This window comes from Bradyrhizobium sp. SZCCHNGR1005, from assembly GCF_032489995.1.
GTDB lineage: Bacteria > Pseudomonadota > Alphaproteobacteria > Rhizobiales > Xanthobacteraceae > Bradyrhizobium.
Genome location: NZ_JAUEZC010000004.1, coordinates 496385 through 518873 on the forward strand (window position 1 = coordinate 496385; position 22489 = coordinate 518873).

The following is a 22489-nucleotide window of genomic DNA, read 5'->3' on the forward strand; positions in this document are numbered from 1 at the left end:
ACACCTAGCGGCTTTCCTCAAGCGGCGATCAGCGGGACCATGCGGTATGAGCACCAAATCACGCGAGCGGCTTTACGGGTCGTCCATCCGCATTGCAGCAGAGCAAGCTGCTCGCGCCCGCAAGGAAGCCGATCGCCTCGCCTGCATCGCCTGGAACAAGCTGATGCTGGAAGCTGGCGGCCCGGCGCAGCCGTCGCCGACGCTCGGCGATGCCTTGAACGCCGGTTTCGGCTATCTTGAGGTCCGTTGCCTTGGCTGCGATACCAACTAGACCGTCGCGCTCGACATCGTCCGGCGGCCGAAGATCACGCCGATACATGAGCTGGAGCGCTACATGCGCTGCAAGGATTGCTCGGCACTGCGCGGATATCCCTATAAGCGGAGCGCGCTGGTCACCCTCCGGTCGACCAAGATTTCGGCGAACAATCCGTCATCCGCATGGTAGCCCGGCGAGCGGTAGGGTAATTTACGCCAGCCACGTGGGGGCCACTGGACATGCGAGCTCTGCAAACTACCCTTCGGCTGGCCTTCAGTGATGAGACGCTGAGGTTAAGGCCTATAATTCTTGTGATTGGCACCGTCATTGGGACGCTCGCGTCGCTGACGACCGAGGCTTCGGGCGCTTTTCTAACCGACGTCTTCGATTTGCGGTGCTCCGTAAACAGCCCGCAACGAGGTTCCGACTACGCACTTCATATTGAAGCCCCGAAGTATCTCGGGTCACCTCGTATTCAATGGGTCGGAAAAAACGCCCATGATCTGCAAGTAGTAGTCTTCAACGAGACGACGATCATAGCCGACGTGAATACGCGTTTGTCCAATTTCCCCGATAACGCGGAAGCAATGTCCTTCCGCATAAACAGGATAACTGGTGCGTTCGAAGTGGATTTCCTCAGAAGTCCAACCACCCTCGATGGCAAGCCGCCATTCGGCGGCGCGCGGTTGGTCATGACTGAATTTTCAGAGATCGGTAAGTGCAGCAAGGTGGAGCGGGAATTTTAGGCCTCTTCGGCTATGTGCAACCTCTACAGCATCACCACCAATCAGGCCGCGATCGCCGCGCTGTTCCGGATCATGCGCCGATACGAAGGCAACCTGCCTCCGATGCCCGGCGTCTTCCCGGACTACCCGGCGCCAGTCATTCGCGGCAACGACGACGACCGCGAGATGGTCCTGATGCGATGGGGCATGCCGCCTCCTCCGCGCACTGGCGGGCCACCAGTCACCAACATCCGCAACACGGCCTCGCCCCACTGGCGCGGCTGGCTGAAGCCGCAGAGCCGCTGTCTGGTACCGTTCAACAGCTTCGCTGAATATGCGCCGGAGCCAAACCCGGAGACGAAGAAAAAGGACGTGGTTTGGTTCGCCCTCTCCGACGACCGAGTTCAAGGGCGACCGGGGCACCAAGTCCAAGCCTGTCCCTGGCCCGCATCTGGTCTACGGATTCCTGACGACCGAGCCCAATGCCGTGGTCGCGCCGATCCATCCCAAGGCCATGCCTGTCATCCTGACCACGGCCGAGGAGCGCGAGGTCTGGCTGCGCGCGCCATGGGATGAGGCCAAGGCGCTGCAACGGCCACTGCCGGATGACGCTCTCATGATCGTGGTGCGGGGTGACGCGAAGGAAGATGTTCCGTGATCGACGTAGCAGCAGGACGGCTCGGCAGACACTTGCGACCGTCCAGGCTATTTCGCCCCTCCTGCGTCCCAAGCGTTGGTCTCGATCATCTTCGCAAGATTTTGACGAAGATCGGCGATAAACATTTTGGCGTTGCTGACGGCGGGATCAACTCCGGTCATAAGCCTTGAGGGGTAGGCTGTGCGATCGACGAACCTAGCCGAAGCCGCCATGCCAAGTTCGGTGCCTATCCAAGTATTCGCCTTAGTGGCCCACGCCCCGGCTTCCTCCGTGTATTGCGCGATCACCTCAGCGCTTGCGCCTTGCGGCACCGGCTTTTCCAAGAGAGACCCGCCTTCAATGTAAAAGGACTGAAGGTTCGATCGGATCACGGCAAGACGAGCTTTTTCGCGGTCTGCCGCCTCGGTCGACTGTGACGACTTATATTCATTCCGCGCTGCCGAAAACCAAGCCCAGCTCAATGTCGTGATGCTGACAATGAGGGCCAAGAGCGCGCCCATGGCGGCGCCGGAAAACCAATATTGGAGTGGCGGCAATTGGAAACACCCAGCTGAAGAGCCCAATTCTTATTCGCCGTCCATGGTAATGTGAAGTCCCAAGAGCATCCCTGAGCAGCCATGCGCGAACCGTGGTCAAAGCTGGAGCGGGTGTTAGGAATTCCAAACGCCATGCTGGCCCTCTGGCCAGAGCTGACCTGCCGCAGGGCGGATTAAATGACGACTTGCCGCCCGTCGCTGGCCTCGAAACCGATCCCACTGGCCCTGGATTCGGGCCCGCCCTATCAGATAGAATCTGGTTTTAAGGAGTCGATTATGCCGACAGTGAAATTCTTCGGCCGGGTTTTTCCAGATGCTGTGAAGCTCGACATCGCCGAACACCCGCGAGTGAATTGGAAGGATCAAACCATCGACCTCGATCTCGATATCGATGTCTCGATTTCTGCTTCACGGGTTGAAATAACCTGCGCTCTACCTCGGTTCGATCACGAAAGGCATTTTGTCCCAGTGTATATGCGGGCCTTTGACATCGCTCGAACCACGGTCGATTTAGCCGCGTTTGCGACCGGGTATGGTTTTACAGTGCTGATCGAACAGTTCACGGACGCCAGCGGCGTCACCACGCCGATCGTACCTATGGAACTCCGTCTTTCACAATACTGTACTGCCTTCAGTCTAGGACCGAGTGCCGATCTCGCCAGTAATCATTTCAACAACGTCCTTCAAAGGGTTCTGAAGGACCATCGCATATTCCCCTGTCTTCGCGATCTGATTGACTCGATCATTCTGCCTCATGTTTCGTCCACAAATTGTGCGCGGGCCATTGAGGGTCTGCGAGAGATGATCGCTAACGAAAACATCCCACGCGATAAAGCTTGGCAGCGAATGCAGATCGCGCTCAACGCCTCCAAGGATTACATCCAGTCTATTACGAACGCTTCTCGGGGGCCTCGCCACGGCGATCGGACGCACATTCCGGGTACGGTCACTACCGAAATCGTTGAACGTTCTTGGATTTTGATGAACAGATTTCTTGAGTACAAGAAGCGCGGCGATACGGCGCTCCCAATTGATCAGTTTCCCATGCTTTCTTAGGGATCGACAATAAGGGTACATTATGCCCCATTGCGGGCCTGAGCGGCTAGCCAAGCTGCGGTTTGCTCTCAGGAGGAGTGCGGACACACTCGCAAGCGGCCTTGGTATTGATTGGTACGCAGGCGGCCTGCCCTAGAACACAGAAATCGCAAAACGCAGCACGCGGATGATCCCCGCGTGAGTCGTCGTTACCGCGATCGGCCGGGTCGACTCGGCTGTCAGCGGCTCCAATGCGCCGCTTGCTCCCGTCGCGAACCTCTGCACGATCTGACCGGGAATGATGCGCTCGCCCTCTCCGGCCGGTGTCAGTTCATATCCCGCCTCCGTCAGCTCATCGATCAGGAACGATCCGGGCAGACACTCGACCACGACCGGATCGGCGCCGGGGAGCGACACGATCCAGCCGCCGCGAGCTGTCACCCATCGATTGAGAGCGGCGAACCGCTCGGCCTCGCTCTTGCGCGGGGCGAACTGCGCGCCGGGGACATGCCTCGGTTTACTGCTCGCAATCGTGGGCATAGGCCATCACCTTATCAACGAGGGTCTGCAACACCACGCGCAGGCCGGGGACATCTTTCCGTCCCGGCGTGTGACGCAGCGTGACAAGCCGTGTCGCCACGTTCGCCATGATCTCGTCGATGGCTCGCAACTCGAAATCCTTGGCGGTCGGGATGGCCATCAGTGAACCGTGATCTTGACCCCGCCGGCCGCCACCACGCCGAACTCATCTCGGACGGCGCCGATGATCTCCGCGCGCGTCTTGGGTGGCCAGCTTGGCACCCCGGCCGGACACCAAGGATGCCTCATCCGGTCGTGCATCAGGAGATCGACGGCCTCGTTGATGCGGGGATTGTCGCTGTAGGTCACCCCTGCCCTCCGTATTGGCCGGAAGCCAGCATCTCCAGGTAACGTCGCTTGTTCGCGGCGTACATCCGTTCTTTCTCGTCGTCGGGCAGTCGCAGCCCGCTGACCGCTCCAAAGGAGTTGCGGGCAATGGCCCGTTCCTCTGCAGACAGCGTGATCGCCCCGCTCTGCTGCCCTCCGGTCGACGATGGGATGTTGCGCGACACGGGGGCGGAAACTGGAATGGCTCGGCGAGCCGGAGCGATAGATCGCGGTAGCGGCGCCGCTGGTCGCGGAGCCGCCTGGACGGGAGATCGCTCAACCGGAGCCGACGCAGGTGCCGCCGTCGATGCCGGGTCGGTCCGCAGCGCCCCTGTACGGGTCCGCTCGATTAGCTCAAGGTCGGCCGTGACGCCTCCGACGATGCGATGCGTCATCTGCTCCGTGTCGTCGGCGACACCGTCCGCCAAGGCCGCCGCGTAATGCCGCGACGCCAGCGGCGCGATGGACGGGTCCATAAGCCGGGGATACTGCCGCAGCGTCTCGCGCTTGAACTCGCTGATGCCGGGGATGCGGTCAATCTGCTCGGAGATCGTGGGCGGGCGCGGCGGCGGCTGCTTCGCCAGCTCCTCGGCGCGGCGCTGCGCCTCAAGCGCTTGCTTGATCCGATCTTCCGGTTCGGCATGGGTCGCGGCATCTGCCGATGGTTCGGACGGTGTACCTGGCGGCGGCGCATGGTCAACGACCGGCACGACGCCTCCATCCTTGAACGCCAGCGGCTTCCGATACTTCCGACGGGTCACCATCGGGTCACCAAGGGGGCTTGAGGTCAGGTGCTGACGCGGCGGACGTTCGGCATATAGTCGTTCCCGCCAACGTGATTCTTGTCGGTCCGGCCCTGCCCGCCCGCTTTGGGCTTGCTGGGACGCTTTGTGTAGCTGTTCTCGCTGGCGTAGTCGGCCCAATAGTCCAGCGTTGACTGGTTACGGGATTCCCCGCTCGGACCCTTGATCGCCCTGTATTCGCGGAGTCGTTGGAGTCGGGACATCAGTCTCTCCTATCGGCTGCGGGTCTGGAAGTTCGTGACTTCCATCGGTTGTCCGAACTCGTCGACGCGGACGTTGGCATCACGCACGCGCTGCTCCGGCCGATGGCCGCGCCCGGCCTGCTGCAGATACGAGCTGCGGGTGCGGTTGAGATATTCAGCGAGCGCCACGGCGACATCGCCGCGCGTGCCGTAGATGTTGCTGCAAGGTCGGACACCTGCTGGATGCTCGATCTGCGCCGACCATTGCTTCGGGTTATTGTTCATCTGCGTCGCGCGGGCGATGCGCTTGTCGCCATTGGCTTCAAGCTCAACGATGTAGACCTCGGCAACGCGGCTGCTCTTGAGCGTCAAGACCATGGCTCACCTCCGGACCGTGCCCTGGTCGTCGCGATAGCTGCCGTCGCGCCGCATCTGGACGTACCGCGCCTTCTGGCGTGAATAAATCTCGAGTTTCTGCTCGTGTGACAGGTTTGGGTTCTGACTGAAATTCGACGCGACCTGCATCTCCTCGTCAGTCAGGCCATGCGGGTTCTGGCGCTTCGCGGGGGCTTGAGCGAAATACGCATTCGCGCGCTGAGCCAGCATGGCATGCTGCGCGTCAAGCTCAAGAATGCGGTTCGCCGCGTAGTTGGTCCGATCGGCGTCCTCGGACATACGGCCCGCCTCCAACTCGGCCACCTGCTCGGCTCGCTCGGCCTCAATGCGCTGCGCTTGCGCCGTCAGAATTGCTTCATAGCTGTAAGACATCGGAACGCTCCTGTCAGATTGCCTTGCCCGGTGCACCGGGTTCGGCGCCATTTGATTGCTGCTGCCGAACAGCAGCAATTGCGCCCTGCTGCATCAGGTAGATGTTGACCGCCTGCCGAAGATGGTCCGATCGATCAATCAACGAAATCTCGGCGAGCAATTCGAGAGCGGCGTATTGCTCCGGAGTTGTCCAGAATTCCAGCTTGATCGGAAAGCGCGGCTTCTTGGCCATGACCTCAACCTGATCTCTGCATGTCGCGATCGGCGTCAGCACCGACCTCAACGTCCCTTCGCACTGTCAGTGCCTGGGCACGATCCCGCCGGAGCAATCGCGATATTCGCTCCAAGCGTCCGCGAGCCTATCGTTGGCCTTGTTCAATTTGGTGGGTGAACCGCCGCGCCGATATTCCGCGGTTGCTCGGCGGACTTCTGCTTCTGCTGCGGCGATCGCAGCAGCAGAGCGTTCCAGATCGCTCATAACCTGTTCTTTCTTGAACTTGCCATCACATAAGCGCATTTTATACCCGGAGCTGGCGGCATGCAACGCGCCGTCTTGTGTCATAGGAGACGGGTGTGCAACCGCGTTACGTCACTGTTAGTAGTTCGGGATCAAGCCCATGGCAGTTGACCAACTGGCAAGGACAGCCCCCGATCCAGATCGGGTTTGGCATCCGCGTGGCTTCGCTCAGTTCGACCTACCAGATTGACGTCACCATGGACGATCCGATCAACGTCTTCCCTTCTTCAGCGGGCCCGACCGTCTTCTCGGCGAGCGCAATCGGCGGGCCGGTCACGTCGTCACAGAATCAAATCGGCGCGATCTCAACATGCCCCGTCGCAGCATGGCGCCTCACCAGCAACAGCACGGGCGGCAGTGTTACGGTGACGGCGCTCCAGGTCGGAATCGGATGATGGTCGGCGACAACGACATCATCGCGCAGGGGCGCGAGGCCATGGCTCGCATCCGTCAGGGCGAGCAGATGTCATTCCAGGACTGGTGCGCGGTCGGTTGCGCCTGCCGAATCGGGCGCCGAGAAGCGATGATCCGGGCCAAGGTCAATGAGCCGAGAGGGCCGAACTACTCGCTGCAGATGAATGGCTGGCTTTCCGACCATGGCCTCGGCGACATCAGCCGCATGGACCAGTTCTACGCGATGCAGATGGCCGAACATGCGGAGGCGATTGCGGGGTGGCGTGACGCCCTGCCCGAAAACAAGCGCCGTCGGTTTACGACGCCGCACGGCATCATCAACGGCTGGCAGAGGAGCTTGCAACTCCCATCGCCGAAGGTGCGGAATATCGTTCAGAAGCCGCGTCCTGCATGGAAGGCGAAGGGCGCCCCGATCGGCTTCCCCGGCGACATGATCCAGCGCGCCGCCCTCGCCATGCGTGAGAGTTGGTGCAACGACGTTGTTGTTCTTGCTCGTCTCGCGCTCCAGGCCGCCGTCCGCAGCGAGCATGACCTCATTGAGCTGCTCCCGACCAAACACTGGCGAGCTACAACCGATGTCGTCCAACAACGGCAAGCGCTCACGCCTGCTGTCTAGTGAAGCGTCAGAGTAATCTCTAATCGAGTCGGAGCGAACATCAGCGGCGCCATTGAGAGTCTCTTGTTTTGCCCCTCGCTGAATTGGGAGTGTACGCCGATGACATCGGAAGACGCCGACAAGAGGTCTGACGGAGCTGATGAATTCGGAGCAGCCGCGACGCGCGAGAATTAGCTCAATATTCCTTTCCCCTGAAGGATGGACTTTACGCTATGTCGGTCGCAGCCGAAGACCCAGCAGACTTCGTCGAGCACCTGATCATCGGTCATGCCACGTCCCTTAAGCTTCCGAGCCAACTTCTCAATACCGTTCAGGTCATCAAAATTCATGGGTCCCCCGTGGCCCATCGCCTTCATCTACGTCATTTAAAAATCACTCTCGGTCTTCAGACTTGCGTGTCAGTAGTCGCGCAGAAGGTCCTCGCGAAACTTCGTCGCCTTGCCCGCTGGAAGTAGACTGTCAATGGTGCCGCTGACCCAGTGCTCCCGCGTCTCCTTGACGGCGTTTGCCACAATCTCCTGCAGTCGCCTGCGACGTTCACCAGAAAAGTCGAACTCGGTGGCGACATCCTTTTCGACCCGAGCCTCGACTAGATCGTTTAGAATGTCGATCAAGGTCAGTGTCTTCATTCTCTGCTCCTGTCTCAGGTAAGCGACGTTCCAGAATAGGGTGATCAACGCGATCAGGGGACCCCAGTTCACAAGCAGAGCAAGCGCGCCCGAGAACGCGTTCCACGTTGGTCCCAGCTCCTTCACTGGGTTCCAATTGCCCGCCAACGTAACCAGGAACAGTTGGTAAATTTTCGCGGAATCCGATGAAGGATTGGTGTACAGCTCTGCCGTCGATAGAAGAAAAACGAGCAGCACAGCCAATCCCAAAAGGATCAGCAAGCGACGTTCCTGGGGCGAACCAGCTCGCATGGATCAGCAGCTATGTATGCTTGATGAACAGCAGGGCGGGCGGCGGCAATGTCGCGCGACAATCTCACGCGGTTGTGTGACTAGGCTAGCCATCACGTGCACCTGCGCCCCAGATGATGCGGCGCGTCGGTGCATGACCGACGCTGTCGCTCCCCCTACCCCGATCTGAAGTACACCCCGAATCCGCTCGGTCCGCAAGCCTCGCCTGCGGGCCGCGCCTGCGCATTTTGTTGCACTGCACACATTTGCCGCATGGTCGCTTAGATAACGCGCAGAACTCGCGTCATTCTGCTTGCTTTGTGGACTGTGCGGCCTTCGATATTCTCGTCCGCGAGATTACGGGTCCGCACGTTGAGCTACACGACGATGCAGTGATGGTTCGAACACCGCCCACGGAAGATGGAAGCCCATTGCATGTCCCACGCGAAGTGCGGCGAGGCTGGCCTGCGGCAGGCCGGTGACCATCAAAAACGGAAAAGGCCGCCGGGTGGTCATTCCGGCGGCCCCTCGCCACACCACACCCGGCACATCACTACCGAGCAATTGTCGTGTTGTTATGTGTCGTGTTGACCTGCCCCAACACCAGGACATAGGTTGATGCTCGCTTTCGCTGGCCACTTTGGACGCTCGCACTTGGCCGCTGGCCACATAGGGCACGGGCACATTGGCACTGGTCACTCTGGACGCTGGTGGTGCGAGAAACCGCTCGATCAACCTGCCCCGAACTATGAGCGCATAGCTGATCAAGCGCAAGCCCAAGGACGGCGATAGGTGTCGATAGCTCAACGAGAACATCGGGGGCATGGCCGTGTAGTTGTGCGGGCCGCCCCCAAATTCACATTAACGAGTCCCATCCGCTAGCAGCGTTGCATGCCCTGAGTTGCGACCGCAACAACGACGCGGCCCATTCGGGCCGACCCGGACAAAGTAATTGATTTCGAGCGGCGCAATGTTGCGCCGCTGGAACTCTGGCGTGCCGTGACCTGGATCACGCGCATCAGTCGACTAATTGTACGCCCGCCGCTTCCGCCTCCTTGCGGACAATCGCGCGGATTTCTTGAACCGGGAACGAGTACGACTTGGCCAACTTGTGCGCCATCGCCAGCGAATCTGGCGACCCAACGCCCTCCTTCAAGGCTTTCAACTGCTTCCTGATTTCCTCGATCAACTGCTCTCGGTCGGTCACTTGTCACCCTTCCCGTTGGAACCACGCCCCTGCTAATGCGGGACTCCAAAGATGGTCCCATCCGCGCAGATGCACCTCCTGGAAAACGGGTCCCATCTGCGCAGGTGTGGGGGCAGCAGGGCGGGTCCTCAGATTTTTCACCAGGAGGTGTTTTCCACACAGGGGGTCCGGTGGCCTGGGTCCCGTCCCGGCAGGGGGGCGGCGGGCGGGTGGCATGCCCGGCCTGCCCTGGTGCGGCGGCAACACGGGCGGCGTCGATTAGCGCCTCGGCGTTCCGCTTCCCGAAGGAAAGAGAACATGCTCCAGGGTGAGGAGCAGATCGACATTGAAACTGCTTGGCTTTCTGCTCTTTCTTGAAATATGCCCCCAACTCTATCCCTCCGAACCGACTACGCGCGCCCGATCGCCGAGTTGCCGCTCGATCTCGTCGGCCATCCATCGTAGCGTCTCAGGCCAGCCTGCAGCATCTTCGTTGTCGGCCAGAACCGCGCTGACGATCTCCTCCGGCCGCGTAAGGCCAGCGAATGCGCCCGGCTCGCCGATCTCAACCCGATCGACCAGCGCGCCCGACAACTTGCCTTGTAGCTCAATCGCGCCACGGGCCGCGGCGAGTTGATCCTTCTCGACGGCGCGCGTGTAGACGACCTCGGATTTTTCGATCAGCGAGGCCGCGTCTGCCTTCACTTTCTGCTCTTTTGGCCGCCGCAGCTCGTCCAGACGCATGCGGATGCTATCCCTCGTCATCAGGCGGCTTGCAGCCATGCGAGCGGTGTTGTCGTCGACGTCGTATCCGGCGAGCTGGTACGCGCGAGCTTGCGACAGCCCTTTCGCTGCGGCTGTCAGCATGATGCGGCAGAACTGCTCGTGTCTGATGTTCGTAAGTGAGCCCATGGCACGATGATAGCCGTGATAGATAGCAACACCAAGGCCTCAGCGGCTTGACGTCAGTGTCGTGTGGCACAACTGAAGCTGCGCGCTCGTCATAGTCCCATACTCATCGAGTTGTCGCCCGATGGTGTCGAGCATCCTGAGCCGCGACTGTCTCGGCGCACGGCGCTTGGCCATGTCGAGCAGCATGGCGTGCTTGGCCGAGGTGGTGAGCGTGATCATGTGACGTCCGTGACACTGTGACATGCGAGAAGATTGGCCTCGCGCGCGGCTACGAGTCCGGTGATAGAGATTCTATCCCAGCAACGAGCTGTCTGACCGTGATGCGCGTGTGCCGACAGGCACCGCAGAGCGCGTCACAGGCCGATATGATCCACCAAGCGCGCGTGACGTCCGGCGGGCGTAGCCGCCTACCGTCACACGCTGGAGTTCCGTCTTGGCTCCTGGCAGTTGGGTGAGACAACTTTGTGCGCAGCAAATGATAGAGATTATGCTGCGAACAGAACTGTCTCATGTCACACCAACCGGATGCGGACGACGGCATGGGAAATCGGTGAGACAATTGTGTTCGCAGCATAAGGTGATTTTGCCTTCTTCCGGCGGTACCAGGTCGCGCGGCTGACGCCTGCCGCTTCCCATGGCTTGATCTTCGAGATGGAGTCGTCGTGTGACAGGCGGCCTTCCACCTTGCGCAGGCGTTGCATGCGCTCGCGGGCCTTGGCCTTGCGCAGCTCGGCGCGCTTGGCCTTGTCCATGTCGATTGCGCCAATCGTCGTGATCTTGAGGCGCTGCCGGCGCGCATAGGTCAATCCAAGCAGATCGGCCAGCGTGTCGGGCTTGTACTTCGTCATGAGCCGGAAGGCCTTGGCGATGGCGCCGCTGCGTTCGTCGTCGACAAGCCATGGCGCGTGCTCATCGAGCCACGCATGCATGGCGCGCTGCCTGTCGATCCCTTCGCGGTGGGTCAGATGGCTGAGATAGATCATCGCGTCGGCGCGGCCGGCGTCGTCGTCGGGCAGTATCAGGCCGTATCGATCGGCGAGGAAGCGATCCAGCTCATTGCAGCGCAGGGTCGCCAGCGGCACCTTGCGGCCGCGCTTGCGCTGCTCGCCGATCTCCAGCTTGATGCGATTGCCAGCCTTGTCGCGGGCGAAGCGGTCCGGCTGATGACGTGCAATCTTCTCTTGATTGCTCGATGCCGCGACTGTACGTCTACTCATATCGAACGCTCTTTAGCGGGTGCGTGTCGGTTTTCTTTGGCCCTGGAGATCGCCGTCTCCGGGGCCTTTTTATGCGCCTCTGTCGCATCTCGATCAAGCGGAGCGTCGATAACCGCTTGAACAGTAAGCTGATTTGACTCTTGCGCCTGCGAGCTCTCCTATCGACAGTCAATTTGACGTCGCGCCTTCCATGGACACGCGCGATCGACTACAAACTACATTGTCCGACATTGGACGATTTCAAACCTGAGACAGGAGTATGAGTATTCTCTTCGCGGCCGCTGAAGAGCAGTTGGCCGCTGCGAAGCCGCGCGCCGAGCATGAAAGGCGTGAGTCCCATCGACTCTGGGAGGAGTTTCGCCAGGACGCACGAGCAATGGCCAAAGCCGGTGATGCCGCTGGTCTGATGGCCCTCCTCGACCAATTGGTGGACTTCCTCGATGGGGGTATCTTTGCGAACATCGGAGGCAGCCATGAGTAACGCGGTCGCGCGGCCCAAGCCGCGCATCTGCACCGTCAAGGAAGCCTGCCAGTACGCCAAGATCAGCAAGAGCCAGCTTTATGTCCGGTTGGCCGCCGGAGAGGTGAAGGCCTACAAGCGCCACGGCACCACGCTGATCGACATGGACAGCCTCGACGCGATGAACTCCAACCTGCCCGAATGGAAGCCCGTCGGCGGGTCCGGCCCTCGCCGTCAGCGGCAGGCGAATCAGTGAGCCGAGGCGCGGGCAAAGTTGGGGGTATAAATTGCCCGCGTACCGCGAACACTGTCAGAATAGGGCTGGATCACCGAAAGGTGATCCAGCCCGGGGAGCCAGAGAGCTCTTTTCAGGCCAAATCCCCCGTTCAATTCCTTTCAAACCCGCCTGAAGCGCCCTGAAAACACTCGGTTTTTCCCTATCAATCCCGTTCCGAGCCGTCTCTGGCCGTTCAAATCCGCGGGAAACCGTGGGGCCTCTGGTGGGGGCCTCTGCCTCTTGTGCCCCAATTTCGGGGCCTATTCTCCAAAAGGCCCCCAGCGAGTGGAAGCCTAACGAGAAGGGCGCACAAGATGGCCGAGAAGCTGCTGACCGACAACAAGATCAAGGGAGCCAAGCCCAGGGCCAAAAATCCTACAAGATGTTCGATGGCGGCGGCCTCTAAGGTGGCATAGGCGCGGTGCTCGGCGACATCGATCGGCTGCGCCTTGGCCAGCCGGGTCAGGAATTCGTCGTCGATAGTCGGCGCCAGCGGCAGGCCCTCGCGATTGCGGAAGTCGAGAATAGCGCCCTCGGTCCTGCCTTTCGGCGTCATCGAACCATCGCCGCTGTCGACCTGGAACAGCCTGATGTTCTTCAGCTGCTGCTGCACGCGTGCAACTAGCTCCGGATCCGGCACCTCGGCCAGATCCGGCAGCCGCGCGTGCTGCTCCGGATCGTTCTCGAGGACCCCCCCTCTCTCAGCGCTGCGCCTCCTTCTCGCGCCGCGCGGACAGGCCCTTCTCATCAGGCGTGCCCTTCCAGATCCGCTTCATCGAACGCAGCAGCGCCGGCACCCGGGCGAGATCGCCGCGCTTGATCGCGGCCTTGATGTCGCGCATCTCGGCATAGCGCGGCCCCTGCTTGTCGAAGGAGGCGCCGCGGTTGAGCACCAGCGAGAACAGCGCGCCCTTGCAATACGGCGACAGCGCGTCATAGCCCGGCAGATGCGCGCGGCACATCGTGGTGTAGCGCGGCAGGTCGCACGCCGCGTGGACCTCCAGCGCGAGATCCCAGGGAATGTCGACGACGCCGTGCAGCTGCCGCGTCAGATCGCGCGCGCGGCCCGGTGACGCCGGCGCAGGACAACGGCGCGCCCAGAGCTCGGCGTCGGAGATCTGTCCCTCCCAATCGGCCGCGATCTGCTTTCGGCTCGCCTGGCCGAAATCATGGCCGATGGCGCCAGTCGGCCCCGACTGCGGGTTCGGCCAGGTCAGGCACCGGCAACGCTTCTCATAGACATCGCGGCTGGTCACCTCGTAGCCGACGGCGTCGTCGAAGGTCTCCTGCGAGATCCCGTGCAGGTCGATCATCTTGATCTGCCTCATTGTTGGGACGATTTTTGTGACGAACGCGGAGGGCGCGAACTCTTCAAATCGCGGTACCCCACTGAAAAATCTTGATATTCTAGCAAAACTCCCAGAAAGGTGCGCATCGGCAGATCGACCCGCAAGGATTGAATGCTCCCAAATTGAGATGCTATGCCTGACCCCTGTTCGGGCGATCACGACGGCTCGGCGGGGGCGCAGCACTAGACCTTCGGTGCGCGCGAGTGACAGGGGGCCGCTCGACATGCACGGAACCGACAAAAGCAGTGTGTCCGCATTCGGACCGGCTACCAACTATGCGGGCCACTATCGCCCTGATATCGATGGGCTCCGCGGCATCGCCGTACTATCGGTCGTGATCTTTCACGCGTTTCCGGGCGCGCTGCGCAGCGGCTTCGTCGGTGTCGATATTTTCTTCGTGATCTCCGGCTTTCTGATCACATCGATCATCATCAACGGTATCGCCAAGGATCGCTTTAGCTTCGCAACGTTTTACGCGCGCCGCATCAAACGCATCTTCCCCGCGCTCGCCGTCGTACTGGCGGTATCGCTTGCGGCTGGTGCCTTTATCCTTTTGCCGGATGACTACCGCCTGCTCGGTAAGCACACGGTTGCGGGCGCCGCCTTCGTTTCCAACGTTGCACTCTAGCAAGAGGCCAACTATTTCGACGTCGCTGCGGAGACCAAGATCCTGTTGCATCTGTGGTCGCTTGGGATCGAGGAGCAATTCTACCTGCTCTGGCCAGCGCTCATCTGGATCGCCTCGCGATGGCGTCTCAACCTCCTCACCCTATTTGCATTTGCCGCGGTCTTTGTCGCTTCGCTGGTCTATTGCATCATGATGACGCCCGCGAACCAGGTGATTGCGTTTTATTCTCCCGCCGCTCGGTTTTGGGAGCTCGCCGCTGGCAGCATCCTGGCGCGAGTGTCGTTTGCCGCCCCGCGACCGGCCGCATGGCTCGAAAACAGCGTGGCGACGGTCATTAGCTCGGTTCTTTTCGAGCGGGGCAGCATCGACAAGGAAAAGCTCTATCGGGACTTTCTCTCAATCACCGGGATCGGACTGATCGGCGCCTCGGTCCTGGTGATCACGCGCCAGCACGAATTCCCAGGTTGGTGGGCGTCGATGCCAGTCGTCGGAAGCTACTTCATTATCCTTGCTGGCCCGGGAGCTTTGCTGAACCGACTATTGCTCTCCAATCCCGCGATGGTCTGGATCGGCCTGATCAGTTATCCCCTCTATTTATGGCATTGGCCGCTGCTCGCATTCGCCCGCCATATCCATGGCGGTACACCACCGGCGACCATCCGCGCCGGCTTGATGATGGCCGCGGTCGGCCTTGCTTGGCTCACCTATCGCTATATCGAGCGACCGATCCGTTTCGGTTATCGGCAGCGCTCGATCGTTCCAGCGGTGGCAGCGACCATGGCCGCGGTCGCGATAGTCGGCGTTGTCGATGTCGCGCTCGGCGGGCTGCCTTCGCGCCTGAACCGAAACAGGAGCTTATATGCCGCCTACTTCGAGAGCTATCTGAACGGAACCGGCCACCTCGATGAACGGGCGCAAATTGGACAGAACCAATGCAATTTCTATGCATGGGATGCCAAGATGCCGACCCTTGTCCCACGCGCGGCGATCGATCCCGACTGTTACACCAAGCATTCTGCCAAAAGCGTTCTGCTCTTCGGCGATTCAATTGCCGCTGATCTCTACTACGGGCTGCGCGAGGTGCTGCCGAAAGACATCTCGGTTCTTCTTATCTTCAGTTCCGGATGCCAGCCCGGCTATTTGGTTCCTCACATCGTCCAGATACATCACTGTGCCATGGCCAACCACTTCGCCATGGAGCGCATCAAGGCCGATCCGCCGGACGTTGTGGTCATGAACTCCAACAACTCGTATGAGATCGACGCCATCCGCAAGGTTTCGGCGATGATCAAGGGCTATGGCGTGAAGCACGTCCTCCTGCTCAGTGAGCGGCCACACTGGAAGCCTTATCTTTATAAGATCATCCTCAACGAATATTGGCCCCAGATGCCGCGGTACATTCCAGGTCACCAGGATGAAGAACTCGCCGCACTGGACGAGAAGTTCAAGGCCGCGCTGCGAAGCGATGAGCCGTTCGAGTTCATCGACGAGAGAAAACCCTTCTGCAATTCAGAGGGGTGCCTCACCTTTCTCGGCAATGATCCTCGCGATGGCATGATTACCTTTGACCACGGGCATTTGAGGCCGTTCGCATCGGTCTGGCTCGCCCGCCAGCAGCTTGGACCGCTGATCATGGAACGACTTGGCGCGGATGACGCGCAACAGGAGCGTGCCACATCACTTACGCTTCCCTAGATCACCAATCCACCACTCACGGTTGTCGCCGTTCCAGGAACCGAGAGGCCGTTGGTAATCAGCAGCGGCTGTTGTTCGATCATCGAGGCACCAATGCTGGAATAACCCGTTGTCGTCGGTTGCGTCCCCAACGTCGCGCGAGCCTTTGCCTTGAGGTGAATAAACTGCCCGACGATGGTTGGACCGGATGGCGCTATCGTGCCAGAGAACGTGCCAGCTTCGCCGCCGTTGAAATGGATCAAATCGCCGAACGTGTTCGACACCGTGATATCGCACGGCAGAGGCTGCTGGACGCCTTCCCGACGCGGTCTGAGGTCGACGTCGTACCGATAGAACGCCGTCGTCACGAATCGCCCTCACAAAAGATGATCGCCTCGGTCTGCGAGTTGCGAACCCGGCGCGGCGCGTCCCGCGTGGTCTGGCCAACGAACTGCGCCGAGAAGCCGCCCATGCCCCAGATGCCCGCAAGGCCGCGGCGCAACATCAGTCGGCACCTCAATCCGCATGATATCGCCGTCCCGCTCGACAACGCGCCCATGACTGCCCTCGGCGATCAGGCGAACCTGCGCGGCTCGGGTATCTAAGTCAGTCATCGGGACGATCAACGGGCTACCAGAGGGATGCCCGCCGCATCCGCTTCCTTGATCACAACAGCGCGGATTTCCTCGAACGCGAAGGAGTACGACCCCACCAACTCATTCGCTATGGCCATCGGGTCAACCATTCCGGCGCCCTTCAGGTCCTTCAAGCGCTCCCTGATCTCCTCAATCAACTGCTCATGCAGGGTCATCTGGTCGACTCCATCGGGAGACTCCCAAAATGAGTCCTCCTAGGAAAACATACCTCCTGGAAAGATGGGCCTCCAAGGTGAGACTCCCCGAGTCCCATGGATGGATCGCCCTGCGCGGGTGGATGTGTGCTGAGGGAGGAGGGTCCTAAGATAGACCAGTCGGCCCGATCCAATACGCCCCCTCCCCTGGGGCGGCGGTGGCAAGGAAAACATGTCTTGCTGCTCTCCGGCAGTCAATTGCGAGCCCCGAAGGCCCGAATCCTGGAGTTCGATCGATGCATCATCGGCCGGCATCGATCAAGCGCGACGAGCAAACGGCTGGACCGATCCCCGGCGTCGGGCCGGCGCTGGCGACCGCGCTAGTTTACATCGAGACGTTCCGCCTGGATGCGGGCCGTCCAGCGATTCGTCTCGTCCCTTACAAATCCAGTCAGTGCTTCCGGGCCGCGCTGTTTGCGGTCAGGAACAGTGCCCCCAAGCTCGATCAGCCGGTTGCGCACCGTTTCGTCGTCCAGCGTCCTGGACAGCGCATCATTGAGCTTTTCCACGATGATATTTGAGACCCCCTTCGGGGCGAACATCGCGTACCACACGGACAACTCATATTCCGGCAACCCACCTTCCTTTGTAGTCGCGACATCCGGCAGGGTCTTGCTGCGCGACGGCGCGGCGATCGCGTAGGCCTTGACCTTGCCGGCATGGACTTGAGGCGCTGCAATTATGGTCGAATCGCACGTGTAATCGATGCGGCCGCGGGCCACCGCATCCATCAAGGCCGTGGCGCTTTCGTACGGGACAAGGCGCGGAGTCGCGTGGAGCACATGATTGAGCCAACCGCATGCGATAAAAGGAACGGAACCGACGCCCGCATGTCCTTCATCGAGCTTGTGAGAGTTCGTCTTCACGTAATTGATGAACCCGTTGAGGTCCGCGGCAGGGAAATCCCCTCGCCCAAGGATGATGATCGGCGAGGTCGCCACCAGCCCGATCGGTTGGAAATCGATTTGAGGATCGTATGCAAGGTTAGGGTACAACGCCGGTGCAGCCGCATGGGTGCCAGTGTTTCCCATCAACAATGTATATCCATCCGGCGCAGCCTGCTTTACACGCAGCGAAGCGGTCAAGCCGGCCGCCCCCACGATGTTCTCCACCGCCACTTCCTGTCGCAATAGGAGAGACATATGGCCGGCGATGACGCGCGCGACCGCATCGCGCGGACCGCTCGGGATCCAGGGCACCACGAGGGTAATCCTGCGGGCGGGATAGTCGCTGTCCTCGCTGCGAGGCTCAGTAGCCCAAAGCGCTCCACCCAGAATGGTCACAAAAGCCAGCAGAAGCCGTGCCGTCGAAATCATGTGACTTCCCGTCGCTCGGTTCGGACCAACTATTCAAAATTAGCACAATCAGACGTTGATCCAAATCAATGGAACCACTCTAAATCAGTCGATAATGAATTATGGCTTTATGGAACCGGCGGTCCGTTCGTATCACAGTCGGCATTTTGTTGTTGGGAGGCGCCGCCGTTGCGATCCTGCCGACACTGACCGGCTATACGAGTCTTGATGGAACCGTGAACGCACTTATCACGGTGATCTCAGCTCCCATTGACGGCACTGTAACGGTTACTCCGCCCAAAATCGGGACTGCCCTGACGGGAGGAACTGAACTGCTGGGCATCCGAAACGATCAGATCGTCCGCACGGCTGAAGTCCAGATGAGCGCAGAGCTCGAGGCGGCACGGCAGCGGCTCCAGGCCATGGACGCCCGGCGCACCCAACTAATGGCCCTCCGTGAGGAACTTCATACACGTTGGCTGGAATATCAGCAGGCCAGCATTCAGAATCTGACCCAGCAAATCGACATACGACGTCAACAAATAACCACGGCGATGGCGCAGCGAGTGGCGGCCGCGTCCGACCTCACCAGAAAGCAGCGGCTGGGGGTGACAGGTATCGTGGCCGAATCCGTGGTCGAACAGGCGCGGGCAGCCTCTGTCGGCGCCGAAAACGCACGCACCATCGCCGATATGGAACTGGACAGACTGACCCTGCAGCTCGATTCCGTAAGGAAAGGTATCTTCATCGGCGAGGGTCGCAATGATGTGCCCTACTCCCAGCAGCGGATCGACGAGATCTCCATCCAGCTTGCCGAATTGGAATTCAGCGAGCGAGACCTCAAAGCCCGCATCGTCCAGCTTTCCACGCAGCAAGAGGAAGAACACGAACGCAACCGGACATTGGGATACGTGAATTTGCGAATCCCGTTCGACGGGGTCGTTTGGCGCAGCAATGTGGTCGAGGGCTCCCATGTCATCGCGGGCAATGAGCTTATGCAGGTGCTGGACTGCCGCGACCTGTTCGTCGACATTCTCGTAGCGGAAGTCGATTACGACCAGATCTACCCCGGACGCGAGGCGCAGATCCGGCTGTTCGGTCGCTCCGATGTGCTTGAGGGCAGGGTCCTGTCGGTGCGCGGCAGCGCGGCGGTGGTCGACGATGTGGTGCTTGCGGCGAAACCTCCGCAGAGCCGCGGCAAGGACGCACGTATCCGCGTAGGCCTTCCTCAATCGGCGCTGAATTCAGATTATCCAAACTTCTGCCAGATCGGACGTTCCGTCCAGGTCCGGTTCAAGACCCGCTCGCTCCCGATTGTGCGTTGGTTGAGGTCGATATGGTTCAGTATTACTTAGAACCATTCGGCCCGACGCTGCTGGTTGCGGCGGTATTCTTCATTTTTGTCCTGAATTCGCCGCGCCAGCGCACCTGGGTGCGGACGATCACATGCACTTTTGTGCTGCTGGTCTCGCTGCGGTACCTTTGGTGGCGCTTTCACGACACCGTCCTGCCCTATCCCTATGGCGGTCTGACGTTCTACTGGGTGTGGTTTCTTTTTTCCATCGAACTGCTGGCATTTGCCGAGATTGCGCTCTTTCTCCTCATCATGAGCCGTTACGTCGAGCGCAGCGCCGAAGCCGACCGGCTGCAGGCGGCGTTCACGGCGCGACCGCAGGAAGAGTGGCCGACCATCGACGTCTTTATCCCAACGTACGACGAGCCCATCGACGTGCTCGAACGCACCATCGTCGGATCCCTCGCGCTCGATTATCCGAAGGACAAATTCAGGGTCTATGTGCTCGACGACAAGCAAAGGGATTGGCTGAAAGTCTTGTGCGAGGAGAAGCGAGCCATCTACGTGTCTCGGCCGGACAATTCACATGCGAAAGCCGGAAACCTGAACCATGGCCTGGGAATTTCGTCCGGCGAATTCGTCGCGATCTTCGATGCCGACTTCGTCCCCTACCGGCAATTTCTCCGCCGGACGGCACCGTTCTTTCGCGACCCGACAATCGGCATTGTGCAGACACCGCAGCACTTCTTCAACAAGGATCCCATCCAATCGAATCTTAGTATTGAGCGCGTCTGGCCGGACGAGCAGCGGCTGTTCTTCGACGAGCTGGCGGCGAGCCGGGACGCATGGGACGTCTCCTTCTGTTGCGGCTCGTGCTCGATCATTCGCAGACGAGCGATCGAGGCGATCGGAGGCATTCCCACCGAGTCCGTCACCGAGGACCTGCTCACGACGCTTGAAATGCTGAACAAGGGCTACAAGACACGCTATTTGAACGAGCGGCTGTCGATGGGTCTGGCCGCAGAGAACCTCAGGGGCTATTTCATTCAGCGCAGCCGCTGGTGCCTCGGGGGAATCCAGAGCCTGTTCGTGAAAAATGGCCCCGTCCATGGGCCCGGCCTGACTCTCCTGCAGCGCATCATGTTCATGCCGACGAGCTGGCTGATCCAGTACATCGTCCGCTTCTGTCTCCTGATAGTTCCCATTGTCTTTCTGTGGACCGGAGTTGCTCCGCTCTTTTTCACCTCGACTGAAGACATCATCTACTATCAGATGCCAGTCTTGCTGGCCTACTTCCTCCTCATGAAATGGATCACGCCATCGCGATATTTACCTGTCGTGTCGAACGCCGTCGGTGTGTTTGCAACGTTTCGCCTGCTGCCCACGGTGATCATGGCCCTCATCAAGCCGTTCGGGGCTCCCTTTAGGGTAACCCCAAAAGGCAGCGGAGCCGGCCAGGGCTATTTTGACGGATACACATTTTCCTGCATCTCAGTGTTAGTCACACTTACCGTGCTCGGCGTCATCATCAACATCGTTCCTGAATGGTCGACCATACGCAAGGGCGAGTTTTCGGTCGTCGCCATGTATTGGGCGGGAGCAAACGTCGTGCTGCTCGTGATCGCTGCCCTCATTTGTTTCGAGAAGCCTCGCGTACCAGTAGTGGCGTTCTTTATTGGTGAACCGGCCAGCGCACGATCCAATCGGGGACGTGTTCCCGGACGACTCATCAGCATGTCGCTGGAATCCGGCACTCTGGAGGTTTTGCAGGACGAGCCGCTTTCCGTCGGCGACAATATCCTCATCGAAGCCGCCGGGTTTCCTCCTCTCCCGTCCCGCATCGAGAGCATTACCAGAGGGGCGGCACGGAAGACCTCGATCCGGTTCACGCACGAACTGGATGCGGCTTCACGTGATCGCCTGATCGTGAAGCTCTATACCGGAGACTACTCGCAGGAGATTCGCACGCTCGATACGCTTGCGATCATGCGCGGATTGTGGAAGCGGGCTTTCGGCCGAACTGCGATAGGTGTGTAGCCGCTTTCGAGGTTGGGCTCGGCGAAGATATTTCTCGCCAAGGATACGATGCGGTGCGGGCGGTGGACATCGGACTTCGCTTGACGATGTGGTTCGATCTCGACCTCGAAGATTCCGCATCGCTGCCAGCCAATGTACTTGACGCCCTGTGAGCAGTCGGGCAAGCGAGGCCCCTGCTCGGAGCTCGGTTCGCCCATGCCTATTTCTGCCCATATGAAGGCCGTTCGCGACAAGATCGGCCACGACCTTCTGGCGACGACGGCTGTTTCCATCTCGATTTTCGACGATCAGAATCGGCTGCTGCTGGGGCTCGACGCCGAGACCGGCCTATGGACCTTGCCTGGGGGCGCGATCGATCCCGACGAACATCCTGCCGATGCGGCGATGCGCGAATGTTTCGAAGAGACCGGGCTCCTGACCCGTCCGGAACGGCTGATCGGCGTGTTCGGCGGGCCGGAATTTCTGATCCGCTATCCGAACGGCGACCTCACCTACTACACCGTCATCGCATTCGAAGCGTCGATCATCGGCGGTGCGCTGACGCCCGATGGTGACGAGATCGCAACCCTCCGCTTTGTCGATCCGATCGAGTGGCAGAGCCTTTCGGTGTCGCCGTCGAGCCGCATCATCTCACGGCAGGCGTTCGCGAGGGAAAATGCGCCGTTCTTTGCTCGGCCAACCTGGCGGCCTCAGGGCTGAACCCATGGCAATGAACTCGCCCGTTTGCAGTCGCTTGAAGAGGGAAACAAGGCGCGACCGCGGTGCCTGCTCGAATGAAAGAGGCCATTCTGCCTGCGATTAATCGTCTTGCCGTTAGTCTGCCGCGCAGCACCGGCATAGTCCGGCCAACTTACAGGCAAAATGACACGCACCTTTGCATGCTAGGGTGCATAAAACGCGGAATTTGACGAGCGCGGCAACATAACGCCCGCGCGCATCACAAAACTTCTGGTTGCAAAACAGGAACAATTGATTCAGGCTGCAAGTCTTGGCGA

General features: G+C 60.1%; 31 protein-coding genes and 3 pseudogenes. 13 read left to right on the forward strand and 21 right to left on the reverse strand.

Features of this window, described 5'->3' with window-relative positions; translation table 11 throughout:
• The first annotated feature begins 46 nt into the window (after positions 1-46).
• The 3 genes and pseudogenes from QXZ85_RS20040 (at position 47) to QXZ85_RS20050 (ending at position 1639) form a co-directional block, all read left to right on the forward strand.
• Positions 47-445, forward strand: a pseudogene (locus QXZ85_RS20040) (hypothetical protein).
• A 50-nt stretch (positions 446-495) separates the two neighbouring features.
• Positions 496-1002, forward strand: coding sequence for a hypothetical protein (locus tag QXZ85_RS20045; RefSeq protein WP_316174698.1), 507 nt, complete (start codon positions 496-498; stop codon positions 1000-1002).
• Positions 1003-1014: 12 nt separating this feature from the next.
• Positions 1015-1639 (forward strand): annotated as a pseudogene (locus tag QXZ85_RS20050) (SOS response-associated peptidase).
• 47 nt (positions 1640-1686) lie between these two features.
• Here the strand turns inward: QXZ85_RS20050 and QXZ85_RS20055 are convergent.
• Positions 1687-2139: a hypothetical protein gene (locus QXZ85_RS20055; protein WP_316174700.1), complete on the reverse strand. Its 453-nt coding sequence runs from the start codon at positions 2137-2139 to the stop codon at positions 1687-1689.
• A gap of 312 nt (positions 2140-2451) precedes the next feature.
• Between QXZ85_RS20055 and QXZ85_RS20060 the strand changes: the two genes are divergently transcribed.
• Positions 2452-3231 (forward strand): hypothetical protein, encoded by a 780-nt coding sequence (locus QXZ85_RS20060; RefSeq protein ID WP_316174701.1) that lies wholly within the window; start codon positions 2452-2454, stop codon positions 3229-3231.
• Between the two features lie 132 nt (positions 3232-3363).
• Here the strand turns inward: QXZ85_RS20060 and QXZ85_RS20065 are convergent, their stop codons facing one another.
• The 9 genes from QXZ85_RS20065 to QXZ85_RS20105 form a co-directional block, all read right to left on the reverse strand.
• Complete coding sequence (locus QXZ85_RS20065; RefSeq protein ID WP_316174703.1) at positions 3364-3750, reverse strand: hypothetical protein; 387 nt, start codon at positions 3748-3750, stop codon at positions 3364-3366.
• Positions 3728-3910, reverse strand: coding sequence for a hypothetical protein (locus QXZ85_RS20070; RefSeq protein WP_316174705.1), 183 nt, complete (start codon positions 3908-3910; stop codon positions 3728-3730). Before QXZ85_RS20070 ends, QXZ85_RS20065 begins: the two co-directional genes overlap by 23 nt.
• Complete coding sequence (locus QXZ85_RS20075) at positions 3910-4098, reverse strand: hypothetical protein (RefSeq protein ID WP_316174706.1); 189 nt, start codon at positions 4096-4098, stop codon at positions 3910-3912. The genes QXZ85_RS20070 and QXZ85_RS20075 overlap by 1 nt, the downstream gene beginning before the upstream one ends.
• Positions 4095-4880 (reverse strand): hypothetical protein, encoded by a 786-nt coding sequence (locus QXZ85_RS20080; RefSeq protein ID WP_316174707.1) that lies wholly within the window; start codon positions 4878-4880, stop codon positions 4095-4097. The genes QXZ85_RS20075 and QXZ85_RS20080 overlap by 4 nt, the downstream gene beginning before the upstream one ends.
• 23 nt (positions 4881-4903) lie before the next feature.
• Complete coding sequence (locus QXZ85_RS20085) at positions 4904-5122, reverse strand: hypothetical protein (protein WP_316174709.1); 219 nt, start codon at positions 5120-5122, stop codon at positions 4904-4906.
• 9 nt (positions 5123-5131) lie between these two features.
• Positions 5132-5479, reverse strand: a complete 348-nt coding sequence (locus tag QXZ85_RS20090) for a hypothetical protein (RefSeq protein ID WP_316174711.1) — start codon at positions 5477-5479, stop codon at positions 5132-5134.
• A 3-nt stretch (positions 5480-5482) separates the two neighbouring features.
• Positions 5483-5869 carry a hypothetical protein gene (locus QXZ85_RS20095; protein ID WP_316174713.1) on the reverse strand — a complete coding sequence of 129 codons (387 nt, stop codon included), beginning with the start codon at positions 5867-5869 and terminating at the stop codon, positions 5483-5485.
• Between the two features lie 13 nt (positions 5870-5882).
• Positions 5883-6101 carry a hypothetical protein gene (locus tag QXZ85_RS20100; RefSeq protein ID WP_316174715.1) on the reverse strand — a complete coding sequence of 73 codons (219 nt, stop codon included), beginning with the start codon at positions 6099-6101 and terminating at the stop codon, positions 5883-5885.
• 66 nt (positions 6102-6167) lie between these two features.
• Positions 6168-6431: a hypothetical protein gene (locus tag QXZ85_RS20105; RefSeq protein WP_316174717.1), complete on the reverse strand. Its 264-nt coding sequence runs from the start codon at positions 6429-6431 to the stop codon at positions 6168-6170.
• 62 nt (positions 6432-6493) lie between these two features.
• Here QXZ85_RS20105 and QXZ85_RS20110 point away from each other — a divergent pair, with 62 nt between their 5' ends.
• Together QXZ85_RS20110 and QXZ85_RS20115 are read left to right on the forward strand one after the other, a co-directional pair.
• The gene (locus QXZ85_RS20110; RefSeq protein WP_316174719.1) at positions 6494-6781 is read left to right on the forward strand and encodes a hypothetical protein; all 288 of its coding nucleotides are present in this window, start codon (positions 6494-6496) and stop codon (positions 6779-6781) included.
• The gene (locus QXZ85_RS20115) at positions 6781-7416 is read left to right on the forward strand and encodes a hypothetical protein (RefSeq protein WP_316228790.1); all 636 of its coding nucleotides are present in this window, start codon (positions 6781-6783) and stop codon (positions 7414-7416) included. Before QXZ85_RS20110 ends, QXZ85_RS20115 begins: the two co-directional genes overlap by 1 nt.
• 398 nt (positions 7417-7814) lie before the next feature.
• Here the strand turns inward: QXZ85_RS20115 and QXZ85_RS20120 are convergent, their stop codons facing one another.
• The 5 genes from QXZ85_RS20120 to QXZ85_RS20140 form a co-directional block, all read right to left on the reverse strand.
• On the reverse strand, positions 7815-8306 hold the full coding sequence (locus QXZ85_RS20120; protein ID WP_316174721.1) for a hypothetical protein: 492 nt from the start codon (positions 8304-8306) through the stop codon (positions 7815-7817).
• A 1027-nt stretch (positions 8307-9333) separates the two neighbouring features.
• Positions 9334-9522 carry a hypothetical protein gene (locus QXZ85_RS20125; protein WP_316174723.1) on the reverse strand — a complete coding sequence of 63 codons (189 nt, stop codon included), beginning with the start codon at positions 9520-9522 and terminating at the stop codon, positions 9334-9336.
• A gap of 372 nt (positions 9523-9894) precedes the next feature.
• On the reverse strand, positions 9895-10413 hold the full coding sequence (locus QXZ85_RS20130; protein WP_316174725.1) for a hypothetical protein: 519 nt from the start codon (positions 10411-10413) through the stop codon (positions 9895-9897).
• 39 nt (positions 10414-10452) lie between these two features.
• Positions 10453-10632 carry a hypothetical protein gene (locus QXZ85_RS20135; protein ID WP_316174726.1) on the reverse strand — a complete coding sequence of 60 codons (180 nt, stop codon included), beginning with the start codon at positions 10630-10632 and terminating at the stop codon, positions 10453-10455.
• 293 nt (positions 10633-10925) lie between these two features.
• Positions 10926-11630 (reverse strand): hypothetical protein, encoded by a 705-nt coding sequence (locus tag QXZ85_RS20140; RefSeq protein WP_316174728.1) that lies wholly within the window; start codon positions 11628-11630, stop codon positions 10926-10928.
• Positions 11631-11889: 259 nt separating this feature from the next.
• On the opposite strand from QXZ85_RS20140, the gene QXZ85_RS20145 reads away from it, so the two are divergent.
• Both QXZ85_RS20145 and QXZ85_RS20150 read left to right on the forward strand, forming a co-directional pair.
• Positions 11890-12111 carry a hypothetical protein gene (locus tag QXZ85_RS20145; RefSeq protein ID WP_316174730.1) on the forward strand — a complete coding sequence of 74 codons (222 nt, stop codon included), beginning with the start codon at positions 11890-11892 and terminating at the stop codon, positions 12109-12111.
• Positions 12104-12346, forward strand: a complete 243-nt coding sequence (locus tag QXZ85_RS20150; RefSeq protein ID WP_316174732.1) for a helix-turn-helix domain-containing protein — start codon at positions 12104-12106, stop codon at positions 12344-12346. Before QXZ85_RS20145 ends, QXZ85_RS20150 begins: the two co-directional genes overlap by 8 nt.
• 214 nt (positions 12347-12560) lie before the next feature.
• Here the strand turns inward: QXZ85_RS20150 and QXZ85_RS20155 are convergent, their stop codons facing one another.
• Together QXZ85_RS20155 and QXZ85_RS20160 are read right to left on the reverse strand one after the other, a co-directional pair.
• A complete protein-coding gene (locus QXZ85_RS20155; RefSeq protein ID WP_315742107.1) occupies positions 12561-12980 on the reverse strand; it encodes a hypothetical protein in 420 nt (139 codons plus the stop codon).
• 88 nt (positions 12981-13068) lie between these two features.
• The gene (locus QXZ85_RS20160; protein ID WP_315742106.1) at positions 13069-13680 is read right to left on the reverse strand and encodes a hypothetical protein; all 612 of its coding nucleotides are present in this window, start codon (positions 13678-13680) and stop codon (positions 13069-13071) included.
• Positions 13681-13939: 259 nt separating this feature from the next.
• Here QXZ85_RS20160 and QXZ85_RS33810 point away from each other — a divergent pair.
• Both QXZ85_RS33810 and QXZ85_RS33815 read left to right on the forward strand, forming a co-directional pair.
• A pseudogene (locus QXZ85_RS33810) lies at positions 13940-15043 on the forward strand (acyltransferase family protein); the annotation flags it as partial.
• Between the two features lie 261 nt (positions 15044-15304).
• Positions 15305-16039, forward strand: a complete 735-nt coding sequence (locus QXZ85_RS33815) for an SGNH hydrolase domain-containing protein (protein ID WP_409998209.1) — start codon at positions 15305-15307, stop codon at positions 16037-16039.
• On the opposite strand, the gene QXZ85_RS20175 is transcribed toward QXZ85_RS33815, so the two are convergent.
• The 4 genes from QXZ85_RS20175 to QXZ85_RS20190 form a co-directional block, all read right to left on the reverse strand.
• Positions 16036-16386: a hypothetical protein gene (locus tag QXZ85_RS20175; RefSeq protein WP_315767869.1), complete on the reverse strand. Its 351-nt coding sequence runs from the start codon at positions 16384-16386 to the stop codon at positions 16036-16038. The two genes, QXZ85_RS33815 and QXZ85_RS20175, sit on opposite strands and share 4 nt — an antisense overlap.
• Positions 16383-16523 carry a hypothetical protein gene (locus QXZ85_RS20180; protein ID WP_315703881.1) on the reverse strand — a complete coding sequence of 47 codons (141 nt, stop codon included), beginning with the start codon at positions 16521-16523 and terminating at the stop codon, positions 16383-16385. Before QXZ85_RS20180 ends, QXZ85_RS20175 begins: the two co-directional genes overlap by 4 nt.
• 117 nt (positions 16524-16640) lie before the next feature.
• On the reverse strand, positions 16641-16829 hold the full coding sequence (locus QXZ85_RS20185) for a hypothetical protein (RefSeq protein ID WP_315766147.1): 189 nt from the start codon (positions 16827-16829) through the stop codon (positions 16641-16643).
• Positions 16830-17188: 359 nt separating this feature from the next.
• A complete protein-coding gene (locus tag QXZ85_RS20190; RefSeq protein ID WP_315767870.1) occupies positions 17189-18184 on the reverse strand; it encodes a tripartite tricarboxylate transporter substrate-binding protein in 996 nt (331 codons plus the stop codon).
• A 101-nt stretch (positions 18185-18285) separates the two neighbouring features.
• Here QXZ85_RS20190 and QXZ85_RS20195 point away from each other — a divergent pair, with 101 nt between their 5' ends.
• The 3 genes from QXZ85_RS20195 (at position 18286) to QXZ85_RS20205 (ending at position 22193) form a co-directional block, all read left to right on the forward strand.
• Positions 18286-19518, forward strand: coding sequence for an HlyD family secretion protein (locus QXZ85_RS20195; protein WP_315703878.1), 1233 nt, complete (start codon positions 18286-18288; stop codon positions 19516-19518).
• Positions 19500-21494, forward strand: coding sequence for a glycosyltransferase (locus QXZ85_RS20200; RefSeq protein ID WP_315742104.1), 1995 nt, complete (start codon positions 19500-19502; stop codon positions 21492-21494). The genes QXZ85_RS20195 and QXZ85_RS20200 overlap by 19 nt, the downstream gene beginning before the upstream one ends.
• Before the next feature lie 195 nt (positions 21495-21689).
• Positions 21690-22193, forward strand: a complete 504-nt coding sequence (locus tag QXZ85_RS20205) for an NUDIX domain-containing protein (RefSeq protein WP_315728967.1) — start codon at positions 21690-21692, stop codon at positions 22191-22193.
• Positions 22194-22489: the final 296 nt, after the last annotated feature.